General features: G+C 71.0%; 21 protein-coding genes. 10 read left to right on the top strand and 11 right to left on the bottom strand.

The window, feature by feature from the left end; genetic code table 11:
* Positions 1–13: 13 nt before the first annotated feature.
* Positions 14–460 (bottom strand): DoxX family protein, encoded by a 447-nt coding sequence (locus tag ACN267_RS20065; protein WP_204956413.1) that lies wholly within the window; start codon positions 458–460, stop codon positions 14–16.
* 85 nt (positions 461–545) lie between these two features.
* On the opposite strand from ACN267_RS20065, the gene ACN267_RS20060 reads away from it, so the two are divergent.
* Positions 546–1115, top strand: a complete 570-nt coding sequence (locus ACN267_RS20060; protein ID WP_421489351.1) for a TetR/AcrR family transcriptional regulator — start codon at positions 546–548, stop codon at positions 1113–1115.
* Positions 1116–1505: 390 nt separating this feature from the next.
* On the opposite strand, the gene ACN267_RS20055 is transcribed toward ACN267_RS20060, so the two are convergent.
* Complete coding sequence (locus ACN267_RS20055) at positions 1506–2945, bottom strand: GuaB1 family IMP dehydrogenase-related protein (RefSeq protein ID WP_204956415.1); 1440 nt, start codon at positions 2943–2945, stop codon at positions 1506–1508.
* 158 nt (positions 2946–3103) lie between these two features.
* Positions 3104–4855, bottom strand: a complete 1752-nt coding sequence (locus ACN267_RS20050; protein WP_421489350.1) for an acetyl/propionyl/methylcrotonyl-CoA carboxylase subunit alpha — start codon at positions 4853–4855, stop codon at positions 3104–3106.
* Positions 4856–5000: 145 nt separating this feature from the next.
* On the opposite strand from ACN267_RS20050, the gene ACN267_RS20045 reads away from it, so the two are divergent.
* The 3 genes from ACN267_RS20045 (at position 5001) to ACN267_RS20035 (ending at position 7470) form a co-directional block, all read left to right on the top strand.
* The gene (locus tag ACN267_RS20045; protein ID WP_204957250.1) at positions 5001–5621 is read left to right on the top strand and encodes a PadR family transcriptional regulator; all 621 of its coding nucleotides are present in this window, start codon (positions 5001–5003) and stop codon (positions 5619–5621) included.
* Positions 5622–5737: 116 nt separating this feature from the next.
* Positions 5738–6697 (top strand): ATP-binding cassette domain-containing protein, encoded by a 960-nt coding sequence (locus ACN267_RS20040; protein WP_204956417.1) that lies wholly within the window; start codon positions 5738–5740, stop codon positions 6695–6697.
* A gap of 17 nt (positions 6698–6714) precedes the next feature.
* Complete coding sequence (locus ACN267_RS20035) at positions 6715–7470, top strand: ABC transporter permease (RefSeq protein ID WP_204956418.1); 756 nt, start codon at positions 6715–6717, stop codon at positions 7468–7470.
* Between the two features lie 171 nt (positions 7471–7641).
* On the opposite strand, the gene ACN267_RS20030 is transcribed toward ACN267_RS20035, so the two are convergent.
* From ACN267_RS20030 to ACN267_RS20010, 5 genes are all read right to left on the bottom strand, one after another.
* Complete coding sequence (locus ACN267_RS20030; protein WP_204956419.1) at positions 7642–8295, bottom strand: O-methyltransferase; 654 nt, start codon at positions 8293–8295, stop codon at positions 7642–7644.
* A 9-nt stretch (positions 8296–8304) separates the two neighbouring features.
* A complete protein-coding gene (locus ACN267_RS20025; RefSeq protein WP_421489349.1) occupies positions 8305–8961 on the bottom strand; it encodes a Maf family protein in 657 nt (218 codons plus the stop codon).
* Positions 8962–8971: 10 nt separating this feature from the next.
* Positions 8972–10126, bottom strand: coding sequence for a S8 family serine peptidase (locus ACN267_RS20020; protein ID WP_374760051.1), 1155 nt, complete (start codon positions 10124–10126; stop codon positions 8972–8974).
* A gap of 1360 nt (positions 10127–11486) precedes the next feature.
* Positions 11487–11924, bottom strand: coding sequence for a hypothetical protein (locus ACN267_RS20015; RefSeq protein WP_421489348.1), 438 nt, complete (start codon positions 11922–11924; stop codon positions 11487–11489).
* A gap of 146 nt (positions 11925–12070) precedes the next feature.
* Positions 12071–12283: an acyl-CoA carboxylase subunit epsilon gene (locus ACN267_RS20010; RefSeq protein ID WP_204956423.1), complete on the bottom strand. Its 213-nt coding sequence runs from the start codon at positions 12281–12283 to the stop codon at positions 12071–12073.
* 91 nt (positions 12284–12374) lie between these two features.
* Between ACN267_RS20010 and ACN267_RS20005 the strand changes: the two genes are divergently transcribed.
* Both ACN267_RS20005 and ACN267_RS20000 read left to right on the top strand, forming a co-directional pair.
* Positions 12375–14534 carry a serine/threonine-protein kinase gene (locus tag ACN267_RS20005; RefSeq protein WP_421489347.1) on the top strand — a complete coding sequence of 720 codons (2160 nt, stop codon included), beginning with the start codon at positions 12375–12377 and terminating at the stop codon, positions 14532–14534.
* 91 nt (positions 14535–14625) lie between these two features.
* On the top strand, positions 14626–14859 hold the full coding sequence (locus ACN267_RS20000) for a hypothetical protein (RefSeq protein ID WP_204956425.1): 234 nt from the start codon (positions 14626–14628) through the stop codon (positions 14857–14859).
* Between the two features lie 99 nt (positions 14860–14958).
* On the opposite strand, the gene ACN267_RS19995 is transcribed toward ACN267_RS20000, so the two are convergent.
* Positions 14959–15711, bottom strand: coding sequence for a GH25 family lysozyme (locus ACN267_RS19995; RefSeq protein WP_204956426.1), 753 nt, complete (start codon positions 15709–15711; stop codon positions 14959–14961).
* Between the two features lie 163 nt (positions 15712–15874).
* Positions 15875–16426, bottom strand: coding sequence for a Uma2 family endonuclease (locus tag ACN267_RS19990; protein WP_421489346.1), 552 nt, complete (start codon positions 16424–16426; stop codon positions 15875–15877).
* A gap of 99 nt (positions 16427–16525) precedes the next feature.
* Here ACN267_RS19990 and ACN267_RS19985 point away from each other — a divergent pair, with 99 nt between their 5' ends.
* From ACN267_RS19985 to ACN267_RS19970, 4 genes are all read left to right on the top strand, one after another.
* Entirely contained in the window at positions 16526–17269 is a 744-nt protein-coding gene (locus ACN267_RS19985) for a M50 family metallopeptidase (protein WP_204956427.1), read from the top strand.
* Between the two features lie 157 nt (positions 17270–17426).
* The gene (locus ACN267_RS19980) at positions 17427–18419 is read left to right on the top strand and encodes a ketopantoate reductase family protein (protein WP_421489345.1); all 993 of its coding nucleotides are present in this window, start codon (positions 17427–17429) and stop codon (positions 18417–18419) included.
* Between the two features lie 72 nt (positions 18420–18491).
* Positions 18492–18989, top strand: coding sequence for a SigE family RNA polymerase sigma factor (locus ACN267_RS19975; RefSeq protein WP_145917901.1), 498 nt, complete (start codon positions 18492–18494; stop codon positions 18987–18989).
* Positions 18986–19900: a hypothetical protein gene (locus ACN267_RS19970; protein WP_421489344.1), complete on the top strand. Its 915-nt coding sequence runs from the start codon at positions 18986–18988 to the stop codon at positions 19898–19900. The genes ACN267_RS19975 and ACN267_RS19970 overlap by 4 nt, the downstream gene beginning before the upstream one ends.
* A 25-nt stretch (positions 19901–19925) precedes the next feature.
* Here ACN267_RS19970 and ACN267_RS19965 read toward each other — a convergent pair whose 3' ends face one another.
* Complete coding sequence (locus tag ACN267_RS19965; RefSeq protein WP_421489343.1) at positions 19926–21506, bottom strand: acyl-CoA carboxylase subunit beta; 1581 nt, start codon at positions 21504–21506, stop codon at positions 19926–19928.
* Between the last annotated feature and the right edge of the window lie 30 nt (positions 21507–21536).

Raw genomic sequence — 21536 nt, 5'->3', positions numbered from 1 at the left:
AGCCCCCAAATCGTCAGGGGCCAAACAGAATGGTCAACGCGGTGCCGACGTAGAGAATCTGCATCGCCGTACGGATGCCGAGCGGGGTGACCGGGCGGCCCGCCAGGGTCAGGCGTCGCCGGGCCGCCGAGACGTTCGCGGGGAACATCGCCACCATCAGCAGCGCCAACCCGGCGGCGGCCGGACGGGCGGTGGCCGGGATCAGCAGCCCGACCGCGCCGGCCAGTTCCAGCACCCCGGTGACGGTGACCAGCGTGCCGGGTCGGGGTAGCCGGGGCGGAACCATGGCGATCAGATCCTCCCGACGGGGCGAGACGAAGTGGGCGAAACCGGTCATGATGAACAGTAGTGCCAGCCCGACACGGAGTGCGGGGTGCCAGCCGTCGAGCGCGTCCACGCCGGCCAGTCCGGCCAGGCGTGCGGCGACGGTGCCGACGAGCAGAGCGATGAACGGAACCATGGATGCCTCCTTGGTCGCAAATCTTTATGCTGACAAGATTGGATCGCCGATGGCCTTCTTGTCAATGCAAAGTTATTCTGGTGTCATGACCGTCACCCGGCCCTACCACCACGGCGACCTGCCCCGCGTCCTGCTCCAGGCGGCCGTTGCGGCGATCGAGGAAGCCGGGCCGGCGGCCCTGAGCCTGCGCGACCTCGCCCGCCGTACCGGCGTCTCCCACGCCGCACCGACCCACCACTTCGGCGACAAGGCGGGACTGCTCACCGCCCTCGCCGTCGAGGGGTTCGACCTGCTCGCCGCCGCCCTGACCGTAGCCGGCGACGACCTGCTCGACGTGGGCGTGGCGTACGTGGACTTCGCCGTCCGTCACCGCGCGCACTTCGAGGTGATGTTCCGACCCGACCTCTACCGGGCCGACGCCCCCGAGGTCCGGGCCGCCCGGGAACGGGCCGGCGCGGCGCTGCACACCGGCGTGGCGACCCTACCGCCCGACCGGGCCGAACCGGGCGAAGCGCGCACGGACGCGCTGGCCGCCTGGTCGATCGTGCATGGCTTCGCCACCCTCTGGCTCTCCGGCGCACTACCCCCCGACGTCGAGGCCGACCCCCGCGCCGCCGCCCGCACCGTCATCCGCCGCCTCTTCCCCCCACCCTGACCCTCCCCACCCCCGCCCGTCTCACCCAGGCCTCCGGTCCCCGTCTCCGCCCCCGGTCCCCGTCTCGCCCCGTCCGCTCCCGCCCCGTCTTGCCCCGGTGATCAGAGGTTTACGTCAACTCGGCGCGATAATCTGACGCAAATCCCTTGATCACCGGCGCCGGTGGGGTGATTGGTGCGGTGATCAAGAGGAAAGCGTCAGCTGGTGGGGGATGGATGACGTAAACCTCTTGATCACCGAGGCGGGGCGGGTTGCTGGGCGGTGATCAAGAGGAAAGCGTCAGCTGGTGGGGCGCGGGTGACGTAAACCTCTTGATCACCGGGGCGGGACGGGGCGGGACGGGAGCGGGCGGGACGGGGCGGGGCAAGGGCGGGGGTGTGGGAGGGGGAGTTACCAGCTGGTGGGGAGGGGCATGCCTTCGGTGTAGCCGGCGTGACTCTGGACGCCGACCAGGGCGCGCTCGTGGAACTCGTCCAGGGTGCGGGCGCCGGCGTAGGTGCAGGCGCTGCGTACCCCGGAGATGATCTCGTCGATCAGGTCCTCGACGCCGGGACGGGCCGGGTCCAGGTACATCCGGGCGGTGGAGATGCCCTCCTCGAAGATCGCCTTCCGGGCCCGGTCGAAGGCGCTGTCCTCGGCGGTCCGGGCGCTGACGGCCCGCGACGAGGCCATCCCGAAGCTCTCCTTGTAGCGCCGCCCGTCCGGCTCGGTGTAGAGGTCACCGGGCGACTCGTAGGTGCCGGCGAACCAGGAGCCCACCATCACGTTGGACGCTCCGGCGGCCAACGCCAGCGCCACGTCCCGGGGGTGGCGTACCCCGCCGTCGGCCCAGACGTGCCGGCCGAGGGCGCGGGCCGCCGCCGCGCAGTCCAGCACGGCGGAGAACTGCGGCCGGCCGACCCCGGTCATCATCCGGGTGGTGCACATCGCCCCCGGGCCCACCCCGACCTTGACGATGTCCGCGCCGGCCTCGACCAGGTCGCGTACCCCCTCGGCGGTGACCACGTTGCCGGCCGCCACGGGGACCGGCGGGTCGAGCTTGCGGACCGCCCGCAGCGCGGAGATCATCCGTTCCTGGTGCCCGTGCGCGGTGTCCACCACCAGGGTGTCGACCCCCGCCGCGAGCAGCGCCTCGGCCTTGCCGGTGACGTCGCCGTTGATGCCGACGGCCGCCGCGATGCGTAGCCGCCCCCGGTCGTCGACGGCCGGCTTGTAGAGGGTGGCCCGCAGCGCACCCTGCCGGGTGAGCACCCCGACCAGGCGGCCGTCGTCGTCGACCACCGGGGCCAGTCGCCGCCGTCCCGCGTTGAGCCGTTCGAATCCGGTACGCGGGTCGGCGTCGGCCGGCACGGTGTGCAGCTCCGTCGACATCACGTGCTGGAGCTGGGCGAACCGGTCCACCTCGTGGGTGTCCGCCTCGGTGACCACCCCCACCGGGCGGCCGGCCTCGTCGACCACCACCACCGCGCCGTGCGACTTCTTGGGCAGCAGGTGGATGGCGTCGCCGACGGTGTCGGTCGGGCCCAGCGTGATCGGGGTGTCGTGCACCAGGTGCCGCTGCTTGACCCACTCGACCACGGTGGCGACCACCTCGATCGGGATGTCCTGCGGGATGACCGCGATCGCGCCGCGTCGGGCGACCGTCTCGGCCATCCGGCGGCCGGCCACCGCCGTCATGTTCGCCACCACCAGCGGGATGGTGGTGCCGGTGCCGTCACCGGTGGACAGGTCGACGTCGAGGCGCGAACCCACCTCGGAGCGGGCCGGCGCCATGAAGACGTCGTTGTAGGTCAGGTCGTGCGCGGGCACCGCGCCATGAAGGAACCTCACCCGACCATCATTCCCGCTTCCGGCCCGTCCCGCCGCCGTCGGTGGCTCACACCACCCCACCGCTGCGGGAGCCGTCCGGCGGTGGGAGACCGGGGATCCGTCGGCCCACCAGGGGGTACGGCGAAAGGACGGAACCGACGGCGGGGTCGTGAAGCGGCTCAGGAGATGGTGCAGATCGCCGCTCCGGCGGTGAGCACCGCACCGACCTCGGCGGCGAGCCCGGCGACCGTGCCCGCCTTGTGGGCGTGCAACGGCTGCTCCATCTTCATCGCCTCCAGGACGACCACCAGGTCCCCCTCGGCGACGGTGTCCCCGTCCGCGACGGCGATCTTGACGATGGTGCCCTGCATGGGGGAGGTGAGCGCGTCGCCGCTGACCGCCGTACCCGTGCCGGTGCCGCTGCCGCGACGGGCCGGCCGGCGGGCAGCGGGGGCGGCGGTGGTCGTACCCCCGGTGAGGCCGGCGGGGAGGGTGACCTCCAGCCGCTTGCCGCCCACCTCGACCACGACGGTCTCGCGTGCCGCCGCCGTCTCGGCGGGGGCGGCGGTCGGGGTGAACGCCGGGACGGTGTTGTCGAACTCGGTCTCGATCCACCGGGTGTGCACGGTGAACGGCTCGCTGGTGAACGCCGGGTCGCGGACGACGAGGCGGTGGAACGGCAGCGCGGTGGCCATCCCCTCGACGACCATCTCGTCGAGCACCCGGCGGGCCCGCTCGATCGCCTCGTCCCGGGTCTCGCCGGTGACGATCACCTTGGCCAGCAGCGAGTCGAAGTTGCCACCGATCACGTCGCCCGCGCTCACCCCGGTGTCGACCCGGACTCCGGGGCCGGTGGGCAGGCGCAGCGCGGTGATGGTGCCGGGGGCGGGCAGGAAGTTGCGGCCCGGGTCCTCGCCGTTGATCCGGAACTCGATGGCGTGCCCACGGGGGGTCGGGTCCGCGGTGAGCCGCAGCTTCTCGCCGTCGGCGATCCGGAACTGCTCGCGGACGAGGTCGACGCCGGCGGTCTCCTCGGTGACCGGGTGTTCCACCTGGAGCCGGGTGTTGACCTCCAGGAAGGAGATGGTGCCGTCCGCGCCGACCAGGTATTCCACCGTGCCGGCGCCGTGGTAGCCGGCCTCCCGGCAGATCGCCTTGGCGCTGTCGTGGATCTGCCGGCGCTGCGCGTCGGTGAGGAACGGCGCGGGGGCCTCCTCGACCAGCTTCTGGTGCCGGCGTTGCAGGGAGCAGTCCCGGGTGCCGACCACGATGACGTTGCCGTGCCGGTCGGCCAGGACCTGCGCCTCGACGTGCCGGGGCTGGTCGAGGTAGCGCTCGACGAAGCACTCGCCACGCCCGAACGCGGCGACCGCCTCCCGGGTGGCCGACTCGAACAGGTGCGGGATCTCCTCCAGGGTGCGGGCCACCTTGAGGCCCCGCCCACCCCCGCCGAAGGCGGCCTTGATGGCGACCGGCAGGCCGTGCTCCACGGCGAAGGCGGTCACCTCGTCGGCGTCGGCGACCGGGTCGGCGGTGCCGGGGACCAGGGGTGCGCCGGCCCGCTGGGCGATGTGCCGGGCGGTGACCTTGTCGCCGAGGTCGCGGATCGCCTGCGGGGTCGGGCCGATCCAGGTCAGGCCCGCGTCCAGCACGGCCTGGGCGAAGTCGGCGTTCTCGGAGAGGAAGCCGTAACCCGGGTGTACGGCGTCCGCGCCGGCCCGCCGGGCCACCTCGATCAGCTTGTCGATGCGCAGGTAGCTGTCGGCGGCGGTGTCGCCGCCCAGGGCGTACGCCTCGTCGGCGAGGGTGGCGTGCAGGGCGTCCCGGTCGGAGTCGGCGTAGACGGCGACGCTGCCCAGACCGGCGTCGCGACAGGCCCGGATGACGCGGACGGCGATCTCGCCACGGTTCGCGATGAGTACCTTGCGCACCTGGTGCTCCTCCCGGGGTCGTTGCCTCGGGAGTGTATCGGCAGCCCGGAGGCCCCCTAACGATCATTCAGTGTGGGATGTCGCACTGTGGCCCGATGGGTTAGTCAAACTTGGCTATTACGCTTGTGCGGTGTCTGCGACTCGGATGATGATCCTGGGGCTGGTCCGGTGGATGCAGCCCGTGCACGGCTACGACGTGCGCCGCGAGCTGTTGAGCTGGGGTGCCGACAAGTGGGCGAACGTGCAGCCCGGCTCGATCTACCACGCGTTGCGCAAGCTGGCCGAGGAGGGGCTGTTGCGGACGGTCGCGACCGAGCAGGTCGGGGCCCGTCCGGCGCGTACCACGTACGAGGTGACGCCCAAGGGGGACGAGGAGTTCGAGACGTTGCTGCGGGCGCAGTGGTGGCAGCTGCACGAGGTGCCGGACCCGTTCGCGGCGGCCTTCTCGTTCCTGCCGGCGATGCCCCGCGAGGAGGCGGCGGCGGCGCTGCGCAACCGGGCGAACCTGCTGCGTGCCGGTGTCGAGTGGATGCGTGCCTCGTTGGACTCCGACTGGGCACGCAACAGCAGGCCGGTGCACGTGGCCTGGATGTTCGAGCTGTGGTTGGCCCGGGCCGAGGCGGAGATGGCGTGGTGCGGGCGGATCGCCGACCGGATCGACTCGGGGGTGTCGTACCTGCCTGCTGGGCTGGCCGGGGCGGACGTCTGGCCCGGCTGGACCGATGGTGGTTCGCCGTCCGACCGGAAAAGTAATAATCAAAGTTGACCATAGAAGCTATATCGCGTTAGCCTGCTCCCGACCCGATGGTGGGGAGTGCGCCGCACGGTGCCTCGGGGCAGAGAGCGGCCGGCACGACCCGGCCCGGACGACCAGGAGCAGAAATGATCGAGACCAGGGGGCTGCGGAAGTCGTTCCGCTCCCGGCAAGGTCGGGAGACGAAAACGGTCGACGCCGTCCGGGGGGTGAACCTTCAGGTCAAGGCGGGGGAGATCTTCGGCTTCCTCGGCCCCAACGGCGCCGGCAAGACCACCACCCTGCGAATGCTCGCCACGCTCATCGAGCCCGACGGGGGCGAGGCCACCATCGCGGGCGCCGACCTGCGCAAGGACCCGGCCGAGGTGCGCCGCCGGATCGGCTACGTGGCCCAGGGCGGCAGCACCTGGGACGAGAGCACCGCCCGCGAGGAACTCGTCCTGCACGCCCGGATGTACGGCATCGGCAAGGCCGAAGCACACCGCCGCGCCGTCCGCGCCCTGGAGGCCTTCCAGCTCACCGAGTACGCCGACCGCAAGTGCAAGACCTACTCGGGGGGTCAGCGGCGACGGGTGGAGATCGCCCTCGGCATCATCCACGAGCCGAAGATCGTCTTTCTGGACGAGCCGACCACCGGCCTCGACCCGCAGAGCCGCGCGCACATGTGGGACGAGATCCGCCGGCTGCGTACCGAGGGGATGACCGTCTTCATCACCACCCACTACCTCGACGAGGCCGACGCGCTCTGCGACCGGATCGCGATCATGGACCACGGCGAGGTGGTCGCCGAGGGTACCCCCGCCGAGCTGAAGCGGGAGATCTCCGGGGACGTGGTGTTCGTCGGCCTGGACCTGGCGAGCACCCCGCAGGCCGCCCAACTCCTCGACGGCGAGGAATACCTCAACAAGCTGGAGACCACCGACGAGGGTGGGCTGCGCCTCTACGTCGACGAGGGCGCCACCGCCATCCCGCAGATCCTGCGCCGGCTCGACCACGCCGGGCTGGCCATGAGCTCCATCGAGCTGCACCGCCCCAGCCTCGACGACGTCTTCCTCACCAAGACCGGCCGCTCGCTGCGCGAGTCCTGAGACACCGGAGACCACGGATGAAATTCGCCCGCGACACCTGGCTGATCTTCCAACGCCAACTTCAACTGCTGCTGCGCAACCCGGTCTGGGTCTTCGTCGGCGTCTTCCAGCCGGTGATGTACCTGCTGCTCTTCGCCCCGCTGCTCAAGCCGGCCCTGAACGCGCCCACCCAGGCCGCCGCCTACAAGATCTTCGTCCCCGGCCTGCTGGTGCTGCTGGCCATCTTCGGCGGGCTGTTCCAGGGCTTCGGCCTGATCGCCGAGCTGCGCGCCGGGGTCATCGAGCGGTCCCGGGTCACCCCGATCAGCCGGCTCGCCCTGCTGCTCGGCCGCTCCCTGCGCGACGTCGTCTCGCTGCTCACGCAGGCGGTCATCATCACCCTGCTGGCGCTCCTGTTCGATCTGCGGGTCTTCATCGGCGACCTGCTGCTGGCGTACCTGCTGCTGGCCCTGATCGCGCTGATGACCTCGGCCGTCTCGTACGGCGTCGCACTCAAGGTCAAGAGCGAGGACGCGCTCGCCCCGCTGATGAACACCGTGGCCCAGCCGGTGCTGCTGCTCTCCGGCATCCTGCTGCCGCTGACCTTCGCCCCCGGCTGGCTTCAGGGGGTCGCCGAGTGGAACCCGTTCTCCTGGGCGGTCGACGGCACCAGGGCGCTGTTCGCCGGTGACCTCGGCAACGACAAGGTGTGGCAGGGGCTGGCCATCATCGCGGTGCTCGCCGCCGCCGGCGTCTACTGGGCGGCCCGCCAGTTCGCCCGCAGCGTCCGCTGACGTGTCTCCGCCCCGGGCGGGGCCCGGTCACGCGCCCGTCGCGTCGGACCGGTGCCCCGTTCCGGGGAGGTGATCGACTTCCTGTCGCCGACGTAGCGGTATCGGTGCGAGGTGGACACCGCAACATCGGCCCAGGGGAGTCGATCGTGCCGGGTTCCCCCGACCGGCCGGTCAACGCACCCGGGCGAGGGTGACGCCGTCGGCGAGGGGCAGCAGAACCGCGTCGACGCGTACGTCGGCAAGCACCTCGTCGTTGAAGGCGGCGATCGCCCGGTCGGCCTCGTCGCGCGGCGCGAGCACCCGGCCGGCGCGCAGCGTGTTGTCGACCGCGATCACCCCGCCGGCCCGCATCCTGGGCACCAGTTCCGCCCAGTACACCGGATAGCCGACCTTGTCGGCGTCGATGAAGGCGAAGTCCAGGTGACGCTCGTGCGGCAACTCCCGTAGCGTCTCGGCGGCCGGGCCGATCCGCAGCTCGATCTTCTCGGCCACCCCCGCCCGCTGCCAGTACGACCGCGCGATGCCGGTGAACTCCTCGGAGATGTCGAAGCAGGTCAACCGGCCGTCCTCGGGCAGCCCCCGGGCGATCGCCAACGACGACAGCCCGGTGAACGTGCCCACCTCGACGGCCTGCCGGACCCCCAGCAGCCGGGTCAGGAAGGTGAGGAACGCGGCCTGCTCCGGCGCCACCTGCATCTCGGCGTGTGCCGGCAGCACCGCCCGCGTCTCCTCCGCCAGGTCACGGATGATCTCGTCAGGTGGAGAACCATGGGCGACGATGTAGGCCTGTAGTTCCGGCGTCAGCGGCAACGGCTTCGTGGTCATGACCGGACGTTAGCCGAGCGGCCGGACCTCCTGGCCACCCGGCGCGACCTTCGTCCACAGGTCCGTGACGCTCAGCCCCAGATCGTGCAGGAGCCGACGGAGCAGCGGCAACGACAACCCGACCACCGTGCCCGGATCACCCTCGATCCCGGTCAGGAACGCCCCACCCAACCCGTCGATGGTGAACGCGCCGGCCACCGCCAACGGCTCGCCCGTGGCCACGTACGCCGCGATCTCCGCATCGGTGACGTCGGCGAAGTGCACGACCGTCGAGGCCACCGCCCCGGCCCGTGATTCGTGCCCCACGTCGACCAGGTAGTGCCCGGTGTGCAGCACCCCGCTACGTCCGCGCATCCGCTCCCAACGGCGGGTAGCGTCGGCCGCGTCCGCCGGCTTGCCGAGGATCTCACCGTCGAACGCGAGCACCGAGTCACAGCCCAACACGAGCGTCCGCTCGTCCGGAGTGGAACGCAGCCGCCCGGCGACGGCCTGCGCCTTGCGCCGGGCCAACTCCAGACACAGGTCCTCGGCCCGTTCCGCGACCACCAGGGATTCGTCGACGCCGCTGACCAGCACGTCGGGTTCGATCCCGGCAGCCTGGAGCAACTTGCGGCGGGCGGGGCTCTGCGAGGCGAGCACGAGACGGAGCGGCACGGAGTTCGACACGGGCCCGACGCTACCGGCTGATTCTCGGCGGCGGGTCGTCGGCACGTCGACGTCGACGCCACACCAGGAACCCACCGCCGGCCGCCACGATCACCCCCAACGTGACCCACCCCCGCACGACCGCACCCCCGTCACCACCGTCGCCGGCCGGCTGGGCGGCGGCGCTCGTCGCACCGCTCGGCGGGGTCACCGTCGCACCCTCGAAACCCAGCGGCGGTACGTCGGCGGTAAGCGCGGCCACCAGATCGATGACGCCGTAGCCGTATTCGTCGTCCCGGCCGGGTGGACCCTTGTCGACAGCGGTCGCGGTGAGCCGGTGGACGACCTCGGCGGCGGGGAGGTAGGGGTACTTCGACCGGACCAACGCCGCCGCCCCAGCCACAATGGCGGTGGCATCGGACGTCCCGGTGCCCTTGCGGTATTTGCCGTTGATGCTGGTGCTGTAGATGTCCACCGCCGGAGCAACAACATCAATCTCTGGCCCACTGACAGAAATCGATGCGTGTGCGCCGTCTCGGCCGACTCCTCCGACCGCTACGACGCCAGGGTATGCCGCCGGATATCCGACATTGTGTAGATGTGGGCGATTTCCCGCCCCAGCTACAACAATAATGTTGGCGTCAATAGCGCTCTTAATCGATTTTTGTAGTCGAGTATCAGGATCCCCTGCCATGGAGATGCTGATGACCTGCGCCTTCATTGATATAGCGTAGTCGATCCCAATGGCTAATTTTTCAGTGCTGCCTAGATCGTTTTCAGGCTTGATTCTGATCGGTAATACCTTCGATCTTGGGGCGATTCCCAGTGCGCCTCCGATTGTCTGGCCGTGTGCTGCGATTAATCCTGCCATTCCGGTGCCGTGGCTGTCGATGTCGCGAAGGCCGTCCCTGTCGCTGTCGACGGTAAGGTCGACCCCTTCGAGTAGGTTCTGCTGCAGGTCGGGATGCTTGTCAACTCCTGTGTCGGGAACTGCGATCAAGACCCCTGAACCTTGGCTAATCCTATGCGCTTGGTCAGCCCTCAGGTATCGAAGATGCCACTGATCTTCGCGGATTTTCCTGGTGGGATAGTTATCTTGCTTTGTAATTTCGAACGGATTTGCCGGCAAATATGTCGCTAGCAGTGCGACTGCAGCGAAGATTGAATAGGCGGTTTTTGCTGTCACCGCTCGAAGCCGATGGCTGGTCCGGGATCAATGGGGCCTTGCTCTTCGGGAGGGCTGACAATGGGAGGGACGCCTTCATCTATCTCCCATGGATGATCTGGGTCCCAGCGACGTTCTTGTCTGTCGACAGAAGGGCTGCCGTGGCTCGGGTGCCTAGGTGAAGCGGGTTGAAGGCCGGCGGCCGGAGGAATATGCATGTTGCTAAGGTGATCGATGCGTCCACCGCGAGGTCTTGATCCCGCTGCACCTGTAGGTCCCGTTCCGGCCCCACCGCCGCCGATGACTCCGCCGACGGGATTAATGCGACGCGGTGAATTTATGCCATTTGGCTGCCCAAGTCCATTTCCAGGTGCTCCTCCAATTATCCCTCCAGGAGGTGTTGGGGGAGGAGGATTAGGCGAAGCTCCGCGAGGGCTTCCAAATTCCATGCGAGCGGGGGTGTTGCTGGAATGCCGTGGCGGCCTTGGTTGGCCGTCTCTTTGGGGCGTGCTACCCAGGAAGGAGGGTGGGGGAGGCGGAGAGGAGGATCCGGGGATGTTTTGTGGGGTAGTGCCGGGGGTCCCTTGTGTGGCCGAGGGTGGAAATAAGGTTCCGCTGCCTGCGCTCCCCAGAACAGGGCCCTTGTGAGAAATTTCTGTGGTCGATGCCACTCTCGTGTGCATGCCTGCCGTGGTCTTTGCTGGTTGACCCTCCTGGCGAGCAATGGGCACTGGCAAAATCGGTGGAATCGCAGGTTCTGGAAAAGATCCATATATGTCAGGATTGCTCTGATCTACCCCTGGGATTGGTCTAGGTCTAGGTGGGGGTTTTTGGAGCATGGTTTGGGCTTGTTGGAGTTCACCGCTGAGCCCGAACATCAACCCCCGTGCCTGCACGTTGAGCCGTTCCAGGTCCGCATCGGTCACCGGCGGGTCCACCACCCGGCTGCCCGCCGCCGCCCTGGGGTCGGCAAGCGTCGCCTCGTAACCACGCTTGCGCGCGAGTTTCTCGGCGTAGTCGTCGCGTATCCGCTTGAGTTCCGGCCTGGTGCTGTCGATGGCGCGGGCGACGGCGGCGAGGGCGTCGTGGTTGGCGGCGGCCGTGTCGTGGGTGCGCTGCACCTTGCTGATCAACTCGTCCAGTTCTCCGAGGTACGTCCTGGCGGCGGCGTTCGTCGCCGGTGGCCACGCCTCGGCGAGGCCGGCGCGGTACCGCCGGAGTTCCCGCAGGTGGTTCTGGGCGAGTTCGCAGACCTTGCGCCAGCCGGCGACGTGTTTCCAGTGCCCCGGCGTGTCCTGGTCCTGGAGGCACGCCCACATGCTGAGCACGTCCATCAGTTGCCAGTCGGTGAGGCCGGACGTCCGGCCGCTGCCCCGTTCGATCACGGCAGCACCACGGGGCCCGGGTTCTCCGGACTGTTGGGTTCGGGGGTCGTCCACGAGGGACGGTCGGTGGGCAGGGTGGAGGCGGCGATCCGCGGGTCGTGCAGGGCGCGTTCGACGTCGGCCACCCGGGCGTCGGCGAACGCGTCGGAACCCTGGTAGTCGGCGGCGATCCGGTGGGCGGCGGCGGCCAGCCGGCCGGTGTTGCCGGCGAGCCCGTGCACCAGATCGGAGGTGGCCTGCTGGGTCTCCCAGTGCGCCTGGAGGAAGTGCACCAGTTCGATGAAGGCGTCGCACGGGTTGGGCACGGCGGCGGTCATGTCGTCGGCGATGTAGCGCAGGTGCGGCGTGTAGTTCCGGTCGACCTCGTCCTGGAGGCGGTCGGCGAACTCCCGCATCTGCCGGATGTCGGCCTCGATGCCGCCATAGTTACCCACCCCGGAAGCTGGGCGGCCCTCCTCTGGGATCACTGGCCCTCCCGACTGTCACGACGCCGTCTCCCAGGGTGAGATTAGTGGCAAGGCGTCGATCTCGGCAGCCCCGAGCCGGGTAGCGGGGACGGACCGTGCGGTGGGGGAGAGCGTCAGCGGGGCAGGCCGGAGACGCGCCAGGCACCGCGACCGGGTGCGGGGGCTGCGCCGGCCGGCCGGGCGCGGTGCGCCCACGTGGATTTCGTCACCGGCGGGGGCGGACCCGCCGGCCGGGAACGGAGCGCGATCGCGCCCACCAGCGCGGCCAGTTCCTCGGCGGTCGGGACTCCCCGGACGACCCGGAACAGCGGCTCTTCGGCAGACATGACGCCAGGGTACGCGTCGACAAGTTGACCCACGTCGCACAGTGGCGTGCCGGCGGTGTACGCGTTGGTGGGGCCGGGTACCGTCTCACCGATGTCTGACGTGCCTTCCCAACTCGTCGCTGACCGGTACCGGCTGCTCTCGCCGCTCGGTCAGGGCGGCATGGGCCGGGTCTGGAAGGCCCGTGACGAGGTGCTGCACCGGGACGTCGCCATCAAGGAACTCGTCCCGCCGCCCAGCCTGACCGACGACGAGCGCCGCGAGATGCGGGAGCGGTCGTTGCGTGAGGCGCGGGCGATCGCGCGGCTCAACCACGTCAACGTGGTCCGCATCTTCGACGTGCTGCGCACCGACGGTGACCCGTGGATCGTCATGGAGTACGTGGCGTCGAAGTCGTTGCAGGACACCCTCGCCGAGGACGGCCCGGTGCCGCCGGCCCGCGCGGTGGAGATCGGGCTGGGCGTGCTGGGCGCGTTGAAGGCCGCCCACAAGGCCGGCGTCATGCACCGGGACGTCAAGCCGGGCAACGTGCTGCTCGGCACCGACGGCCGGGTGGTGCTGACCGATTTCGGACTGGCCACCATTCCCGGCGACCCGAACGTCACCCGCACCGGCATGGTGCTCGGTTCGCCCGCGTACATCGCGCCGGAGCGGGCCCGGGACGGCACCGCCGGGCCGGAGGCGGACCTCTGGTCGTTGGGGGCGACGCTCTACGCGGCGGTGGAGGGCAAGTCGCCGTACGCCAGGCCGTCGGCGATCGGCACCCTGGCCGCGCTGGCCACGGAGCCGCTGCCGCCGGCCCGCAACGCCGGCCCGTTGAAGCCGGTGCTGACCGGCCTGCTCCGCAAGGACCCGACCGAGCGGATCACCGCCGAGGTGGCCGAGCGTATGCTGCGCCGCGCCGCCGGCAAGCGGGCCAGGGGCATCTCCCTGCTCGACGGGGTACGCCGACCGGGGCCGAACGGTCCACGTGAGCCGCGTACCCCGGTGGTGCCGGCGCCCCGCCCGGCGCAGGGCGGGACCGGCGCGAAGACCTCGTCGTCCCTGGCCGCCGCAGCGGGAGCCGCCACCGGCACCGCAGCCGCGAAGGCAGCAGCCGCGAAGGCGGCGGCGGACAGCGCCGCGAACGACAGCGACGCCACTCGGGTCACGGCGGGCGGTGCCACCACGACTGGTGGCGCGGCGGAGCCGACGGTCGTCACCGGGGCGTCGACCGTGGGTGCGGACGCCACCGCGGTGGTGCCGGCCGGGGTGGACGCCGGGCCCACCACGAAGGTCACCCCGCCGGCCGGTGCCGACGCCGCGCCGCCCGGCCCGGCGGATTCGGCCGACGCTCCGGCGACCGGCGCAGAGGCCGGGTCGGCCGCCGAGGACGCCGGGTCGACCGGCGAGGCTGTCGCACCGGCCGACGCGGACGCCGCGCCGACCAGCATGATCGACCCACCGGTCCGTGCCGGCCGGGAAGACCCGCCCCCGCCGGCCAACCCCACCGCCGTGCTCGACGCGCCGGTCAGCCCGCCCGCCGGGGCCGCCGGGGTCGCCCCCGTCCCGGTGTACGACGGGACGCCGCCGGACCACAAGCGCCGTAACCTGCTGATCGGCGCGCTGGTCGCGGTGCTGCTGGTGGGCTTGGCGCTGGCCGTCCCGCTGCTCACCCGCTCGGACGACCCGGAGAACGGCACGCCGCCGGCCGCCGACCCGACGAGCGCCGCCGCCTCCTCTGCCGCCCCGACGTCGGCTCCGGCGGCTCCGCCCCCGACCAGCGCCGCGCCCAGCCCGACGCCGTCGGCCAGCCCCTCCACCGACCCGAACGCGCTGCCGGAGGGTTGGGAGATGTACCAGGGGCCGACGTTCAGCGTGCCGGTGCCGAAGGGCTGGCGACGCAGCGTCCGTTCCGATGCGGTCGTCATCACCGAGCCGAACGGGGTGCGGGAGCTGTTCATCCAGTGGACGTCCAGCCCGCTCAAGGACGCGGTCGCCGACTGGAAGAGCAAGGAACCGGACCGGAGGAATTTCGTCAGCAACTACCAGTACCTCGACATCAAGGCGTGTGGCGGCTACCGCACCTGCGCGGACTGGGACTGGCTGGAGACCCGGGACAACACCCGCATCCACGTCCGCAACCGGGGCTTCGTCACCGCCACCAACCGGGGGTACGCGATCCGGTGGGAGGTGGCGGCGAAGGACTGGAACGCCAACCTGGACAACTTCGCCCTGATCACCAGCCGGTTCGTGCCGGACCGGAGGAACTGATCCCGGGGATTCCCGCTGGGGGTGAAATCGTTTCGCATGACTTTCCGTCGTACGGGGTATCTGACCCGGGACGACGGAAGGAGGTAGCGAGATGAGTTACCGACGCAGGGACGCCCGGCCGAGACTGGCACTGTGGATGCTCGTCGCCCTCGGCGATGTCGTCCTGCTGCTGCTCAGCGCCGGCGTGGCCGCGCTGGTCGTGTCGATCGCCGTCGTGACGGTCGCCGCCGCCGTCCTCGCCGCCTGGCGGCTGAGCCGACGGTCTGCGACGGCTACCGCCACGGATGCCGTGACCATGCCGTTGACCAGCCGGAAGAGCGCCTGAGCCGACGGGTCCACGGCCCGGCGACGGCGGCAGCCGGACCAGCCATCGACCGTACGGTGATGACCGGTCCCGCTGCCGCCGAGCCGGTGGCGAGGGCGGTCAGGTGTTGTTCGCGAGCGCGACCAGCCGGGCCCGGGTGCCGTTCCAGTAGTTGCGGTCGACGTTGCCGCTGATCCCGGAGACGCTGCCGGTGCTGGTGTACTGCCAGAAGCTCCAGACCGAGGCGCCGGCGGGCAGGGTGCCCACCGAGCTCGCCCAGCGGGCCACCCAGAGCGGGTGGTTGGCCCACGGGCCCGTCCAGCTGCCGGTGCACTGGTTCCACCAGCTCGTGGTGGTGTAGATGACCGCGTACCGGCCGGTGCGGGAGCGGTAGGTGTTGAGGAAGTCCTGGATCCAGTTGCGCATCCCGGTGGTGGTCAGCCCATAGCAGGTGCCACCGCTGTAGGGGTTGGCCTCGACGTCGAGCGCGGCCGGCAGGGTGCGGCTGTCCGCCGACCAGGCCCCGCCGTTGCTGGCGAGGTAGTTGGCCTGGGTTGCGCCGGAGGAGATGTTCGGCCGGGCGAAGTGGTACGCGCCCCGGATCACCCCGGCGTTGTAGGCGTTGACGTAGTTGGTGTTGAAGTTGGGGTCCTTGTAGCTCGTACCCTCGGTGGCCTTGATGAAGGCGAACTCGATTCCGGCGTTGCGGGCGCTGGTCCAGTTGATGGAGCCCTGGTAGTGGGAGACGTCGACGCCGGCGGTGGTGGCGGCGGCCGCGGGTCCGGCCGTGGCGACGAGGGCCGTGGCCGCGGTGGCGGCCACGGTGAGACCGGCGGCGAACAGCCGGCGCAACGAGAATCTGGTACGGGTCATGGATTCCTCCAGGGACGCCAATCGATTGACGCCAATCTTTGGAGATTCCTGCCCTTGATCGCAAGGGGGCCTAAGGAAACTTTCATCGACAAGGGTCGGGCTGACGTCTGGTGATCCGAACCGGTCAGGGCAGGCCAGCGGCGGTATCAGGTAGCCGATCGGCTCAGCGCAGCGCGACCGGGTCGAGCTGCCAACGGAACGGCTCAGCCAGGGTCAGCGTCTCGCCAGCCTTCGCGACCTGGTCCTCCACGTAGTGCGTGCCGTCGAGCCGGTGGAGCCGCAACGAGTGGGCGTCACCGTCCTGCTCGACCAGTAGGTACCACGGGATGCCGGCGATCGCGTAGAGCTGCATCTTGACCAGACGGTCGGCGGCGGCGTTGCCCGGGGAGACGATCTCGCAGACCAGCGCGACCTCACCGGCCTCGACCACCGTGCCCTCGTCGTCGGTGTCGGCGACCACCACGTCGGGAATGACGATCCGGTCCACCCCGAGCCGCACGTTCACCGCCTCGAACACCAGCAGACCGAGAGGCCGGGCGGCTGGCCGAAGACTGTCGACAAGGCTCCACGACACCAACTGGTGCCGCTTGCTCGGAGCAGGGCTCACGATCAGGCTCCCGTCGAGCAGTTCGATCCGGTTGGGGGTGTCGCCCATGGCGAGGTAGTCGGCCTCGGTCCAGAGGCCGACGTGGTGTTCCAGGGGAGCCGCGCTCACCGGCCCTCACCTCCCGCTCCGCTCGCCGCCGGTCAGTTTCACACGATACGAGGCGACGACCGTCGAGCGACACGATCCGGCCGGGTAGGCTCCCCGGCCATGGTGTCGATCGACGGGCTGGGCGATCTCTGGGACCGGCTGTTCAGCGCCCAACCCGACCCGCCGCCCCTGCTGGTGGTGCTCACCGCCATGGCCGCTCTGGTGGTCGTCGCGGTCCGGTCGTCCTGGCGGGTCGCCCGCAACGCGGTGACCATCGCCCACGAGGGCGGTCACGCCCTGGCGGCGCTGCTCACCGGACGGCGGCTGCACGGCATCCGGCTGCACTCGGACACCTCCGGCCTCACCCTCAGCGCCGGCCGCCCCACCGGCCCCGGCATGATCCTCACCCTGCTCGCCGGATACGTCGCGCCCTCGCTGGTCGGCCTGGGCGGTGCCTGGCTGCTCGGCGGCAACCGGATCACCCTGCTGCTCTGGGTCGCGGTCGCGTTGCTGCTCGCCATGCTGCTGCTCGTCCGCAACGTCTTCGGGGTGCTCTCCCTGCTGGTCACCGGTGGGGTGGTGCTCGTCGTCTCCTGGTACGCCACCGCGCAGGTGCAGGCCGTGTTCGCCTGGACCTCGGTCTGGTTCCTGCTGTTCGGCGGCGTCCGGCCGGTCTTCGAGCTGCAACGGCTGCGCAGCCGGGGCCGGATGCCCGAGTCCGACGCCGACCAGTTGGCCCACCTGACGCCCTTCCCGGCGCTGCTTTGGGTGGTCGTCTTCGGGCTGGTCAACCTGTTCGCCCTCGCCGTCGGCGCGGTCCTGCTCGCTGGCCCGCTGCTCGCCGAGGCCGGCATCCCGCTCTGAACGGGGCATCCCGCTCTGACTCAGCGACGGGATGTCCCGCTCTGACCGGCGGGCGGGCATCCCGCCCCGAGCGGGGGCGGGCCGGCCGGGCCCGGGTGACCGGTGGCACCCCGACGTCGGGTCGCCTACCTGGGCGGATGCGGGCAGAATCGGTCGGGTGCGATACCTGATCATCGGAGCGGGCGCGGTCGGCGGCACCATCGGCGTACTGCTGGGGGAGGCCGGCCGGGACGTGACGCTGGTGGCGCGCGGACCGCACCTGGCGGCGATCCGGCGTGACGGGCTCACCCTGCGTACCCCCGACCGGGCGGTGACCTGGCGGGGGCCGGCCACCGACGGGCCGGGGCCCGAGCCGCTGCCCGCCGACACCGTGCTGGTGCTGACGGTCAAGTCGCAGCACACCTGGGCGGCCCTGGACACCTGGGCGGACGCCCCGGTCGCCGGCGGCGGTACGGCGGGACAGCGGCTGCCCCTGTTCACCGCGCAGAACGGAGTGGCCAACGAGCCCACCGCGCTGCGGCTGTTCGCGCACGTCCATCCGGTCTGCGTGTGGCTGCCGGCCACCCACCTCGACCCGGGCGTGGTGATCGCCAGCGGCCACCCGTACCCGGGGATGTTGCACGTGGGTCGTTACCCGGGCGGTGCCGACGAGATCGACGCGGCGGTGGCGGCGGACCTGACCGCCGCCGGTTTCCTCGCCCCCGTCCGCGACGACGTGATGCGGTGGAAGTACGGCAAGCTGCTCAACAACCTCGGCAACGGGGTGCAGGCCCTGTTCGGCGCCGGCCTGCCGGACTGGCTGCTCGACCGGGTCCGGGCCGAGGGGGCCGCCGTGCTCGCCGCCGCGGGCATCGCCCACCCCACCGACGAGGAGGAACGCACCGAACGCGGGGACCGGGTCGGCACCCGGCCGGTCGACGGGCAACCGCGCAGCGGCAGCTCCACCTGGCAGAGCCTGACCCGGGCGGCCGGCACCACCGAGGTCGACCACCTCAACGGCGAGATCGTGCTGCTCGGCCGACGGCTCGGGGTGCCCACGCCGGCCAACGCCGCCGTGCAGACGGCGGTCCGGCGGCTGGCCCGGGACCGCCTCCCCGCCGGCAGCTTCCCGCTCGCCGAGCTGACCGACCTGCTCGACCGGGCAGAATGACCGGCTGAGCACGCAACCCACCGGGGCGCGGCACGCGTGTCACCTCTGACCGCCACGGGGGAGGTAACCAGGGTGCCGGACGTCGACGGCTTCGACGAGTTCTACCGGGGTAGCCGGCAACGACTGCTCGGCTTCGTCTACGCGCTCACCGGCAACCTCGCCGAGGCGCAGGACGCCGTGCAGGAGGCGTACATCCGGGCCTGGCAACGTTGGTCGACGGTGAGCGGCTACGACGACCCGGAGGCCTGGGTACGGGTGGTGGCCTCCCGGATCGCGGTGAGCCGGTGGCGCAGCCTGCGCAGCCGGGCCCGCGCCTACCTGCGGCACGGGGTGACGACCGAGAGCGTGCCCGGCCCCGGCACCGAAACCCTGGAGGTGGTCGCCGCCCTGCGGCAACTACCCGAGGAGCAGCGCACCGCGCTCGCCCTCTACTACCTACTCGGCATGCCCGTGGCCGAGGTGGCCCGGGAGACCGCCGCCCCGGTGGGCACGGTCAAGGCCCGGCTCTCCCGGGGGCGTGCCGCGCTCGCCGGGCTGCTCGCCGGTGGCGACCTGGAGGAGGTCCGATGAGTGAGGAGCCGACTTTCGTCGACCGGCTGCACCGGGACCTGCGTGAGGTCCGCTGGCCCGAGCCGGCGCAGCTGCGGGCCCGTGCCCGCCGCCGCAGCCGCCGTCGGGCGGCGCTGTCGGCGGCGACGGCGCTGGTCGTGCTGGTCGGTGCCGCCGTGGCGGTACGGGAGCGACCCACCGGGCCGGCGACGCCCACCGCCCCGGTCGCGGCCCCCGGGTCCGCCCCCGCGTCGACCCCGGCTCGGACGGAGATCCCCCTTGACGCCCTGCTGTCCCCCGCCGACCTGCCGATGAAGACCGGCGTGCGGCTCGGCGAAACCGGCCTGGGGGAGACGGTCCGGATCGACCCGCTGCTCGAATCGTGCGGGCGGGAACGCGACGTCGACGCCCAACTGTCGGTGTCCCGCGCCTCCCGGTCGCAGACCCTGCTCCGCCCGACGACCCGGGCCGGCCGGCCGGCCACGCCCGTACTCAGCCAGGACGTCTACCGCATCGAGCTGGCCCGGGGGCGGTGGCTGTTCGGTGAGATCGACCGGCTGCTCAACGCCTGCGCCGAGTGGACCCTCGACGCGTCCACGCTCGCCGCCGACCAGCAGCCGGTGGCCACCGAGCAGGAACACCGCTGGGAGCCGTCGGCGCGGGACTTCGCCGGTGACCAGTCGGTGCTGCTGCGGCACGTCGCGTCGCAGCCCCGGGCGCGGACCGGCGGGAAACCGGTCGGCGCGGCGGCGAGCGTCGACACCACCCTGGTGGTCCGGGTCGGTGACCTGGTCACCGTGGTGGTGCCCGCCCCGGACACGGTCGCCGACCGGGTCGACGGCGCCGGGCCGGGGATGGGCCAGGCCGACCTGATGGCATTGGCCGACCGGGCCGCGAAACGCCTCTGCCCGGCCGCCGACACCCCCTGCTGATCCGCCGGGACGCGCCGACCTGCGGCTACAGCGGGATGTTGCCGTGCTTCTTCGGCGGCAACGTCTCCCGCTTGGTCCGCAGCACCCGCAGCGCCCGGACGATCTGGGTGCGGGTCTCGTGCGGCGGGATCACCGCGTCGACGTACCCGCGTTCGGCGGCGACGTACGGGTTGGCCAGGGTGTCCTCGTACTCGGCGATCCGCTCGGCGCGGACGGCGGCCGGATCGTCGGCGGCGGCCAGTTCCTGCCGGTAGAGGATGTTCACCGCGCCCTGCGCGCCCATCACCGCGATCTGCGCCGTCGGCCAGGCGAAGTTCAGGTCCGCCCCGAGGTGCTTGGAGCCCATCACGTCGTACGCCCCGCCGTACGCCTTGCGGGTGATCACGGTGACCTTCGGGACGGTGGCCTCGGCGTACGCGTAGAGCAGCTTCGCGCCCCGGCGGATGATGCCGTCCCACTCCTGGCCGGTGCCGGGCAGGAACCCGGGAACGTCCACGAAGGTCAGTACCGGGATGTTGAACGCGTCGCAGGTGCGTACGAACCGGGCGGCCTTCTCGGAGGCGGCGATGTCCAGGGTGCCGGCGAAGTGCATGGGCTGGTTGGCGACCACTCCCACCGGGCGGCCCTCCACCCGGCCGTAGCCGACCACGATGTTCTGCGCGTAGAGCGGCTGGACCTCCAGGAACTCGCCGTCGTCGAGGACGTGCTCGATGACCCGGTGGATGTCGTACGGCTGGTTGGCCGAGTCGGGGATCAGCGTGTCCAGTTCCCGGTCGGCGTCGGTGACGTCGAGGTCGGCGGGCGCGTCGAGGACGACCGGCTCGTCGAGGTTGTTCGACGGCAGGTAGGACAGCAGCGCCTTGACGTAGTCGACCGCGTCGTCCTCGTCGGTGGCGAGGTAGTGCGCGTTGCCGCTGCGGGTGTTGTGGGTACGCGCGCCGCCCAGCTCCTCCATCGCGACGTCCTCGCCGGTGACCGTCTTGATGACGTCCGGCCCGGTGATGAACATGTGCGAGGTGCGGTCGACCATCACGGTGAAGTCGGTGACCGCCGGGGAGTAGACCGCGCCGCCCGCGCACGGCCCCATGATCAGGGAGATCTGCGGGATGACCCCGCTGGCCCGGACGTTGCGGAAGAAGATCTCGCCGTAGAGGCCGAGCGAGACGACGCCCTCCTGGATGCGTGCCCCGCCGGAGTCGTTGATCCCGACCACCGGGCAGCCGATCTTCATGGCCAGGTCCATCACCTTGACGATCTTGGAGCCGAAGACCTCGCCGAGGGAGCCACCGAAGACCGTGAAGTCCTGCGCGAAGACGCAGACCTGCCGGCCGTCGACGGTGCCGTAGCCGGTGACCACCCCGTCGCCGTACGGGCGGGTGCGGTCCAGCCCGAAGTTGGTGGACCGGTGCCTGGCGAACTCGTCCAGCTCGACGAAGGAGCCCTCGTCGAGGAGCATGTCGATCCGCTCCCGGGCGGTCTTCTTGCCCCGCGCGTGCTGCTTCTCGACGCCGCGTGCGCCCGCGTGCAGCGCCTCGTCGACCCGGCGCTCCAGGTCCGCCAGCTTGCCCGCGGTGCTGTGGATGTTGGTCCCGGTCTCGGTAGTCACCCTGGGAATATAACGATGGTTCAGGCCGAC

It is taken from the genome of Micromonospora sp. WMMD734, from assembly GCF_049178975.1.
In the GTDB taxonomy this organism is placed as follows: domain Bacteria; phylum Actinomycetota; class Actinomycetes; order Mycobacteriales; family Micromonosporaceae; genus Micromonospora; species Micromonospora wenchangensis.
This window is presented reverse-complemented; position numbering and strand designations above follow the sequence as displayed.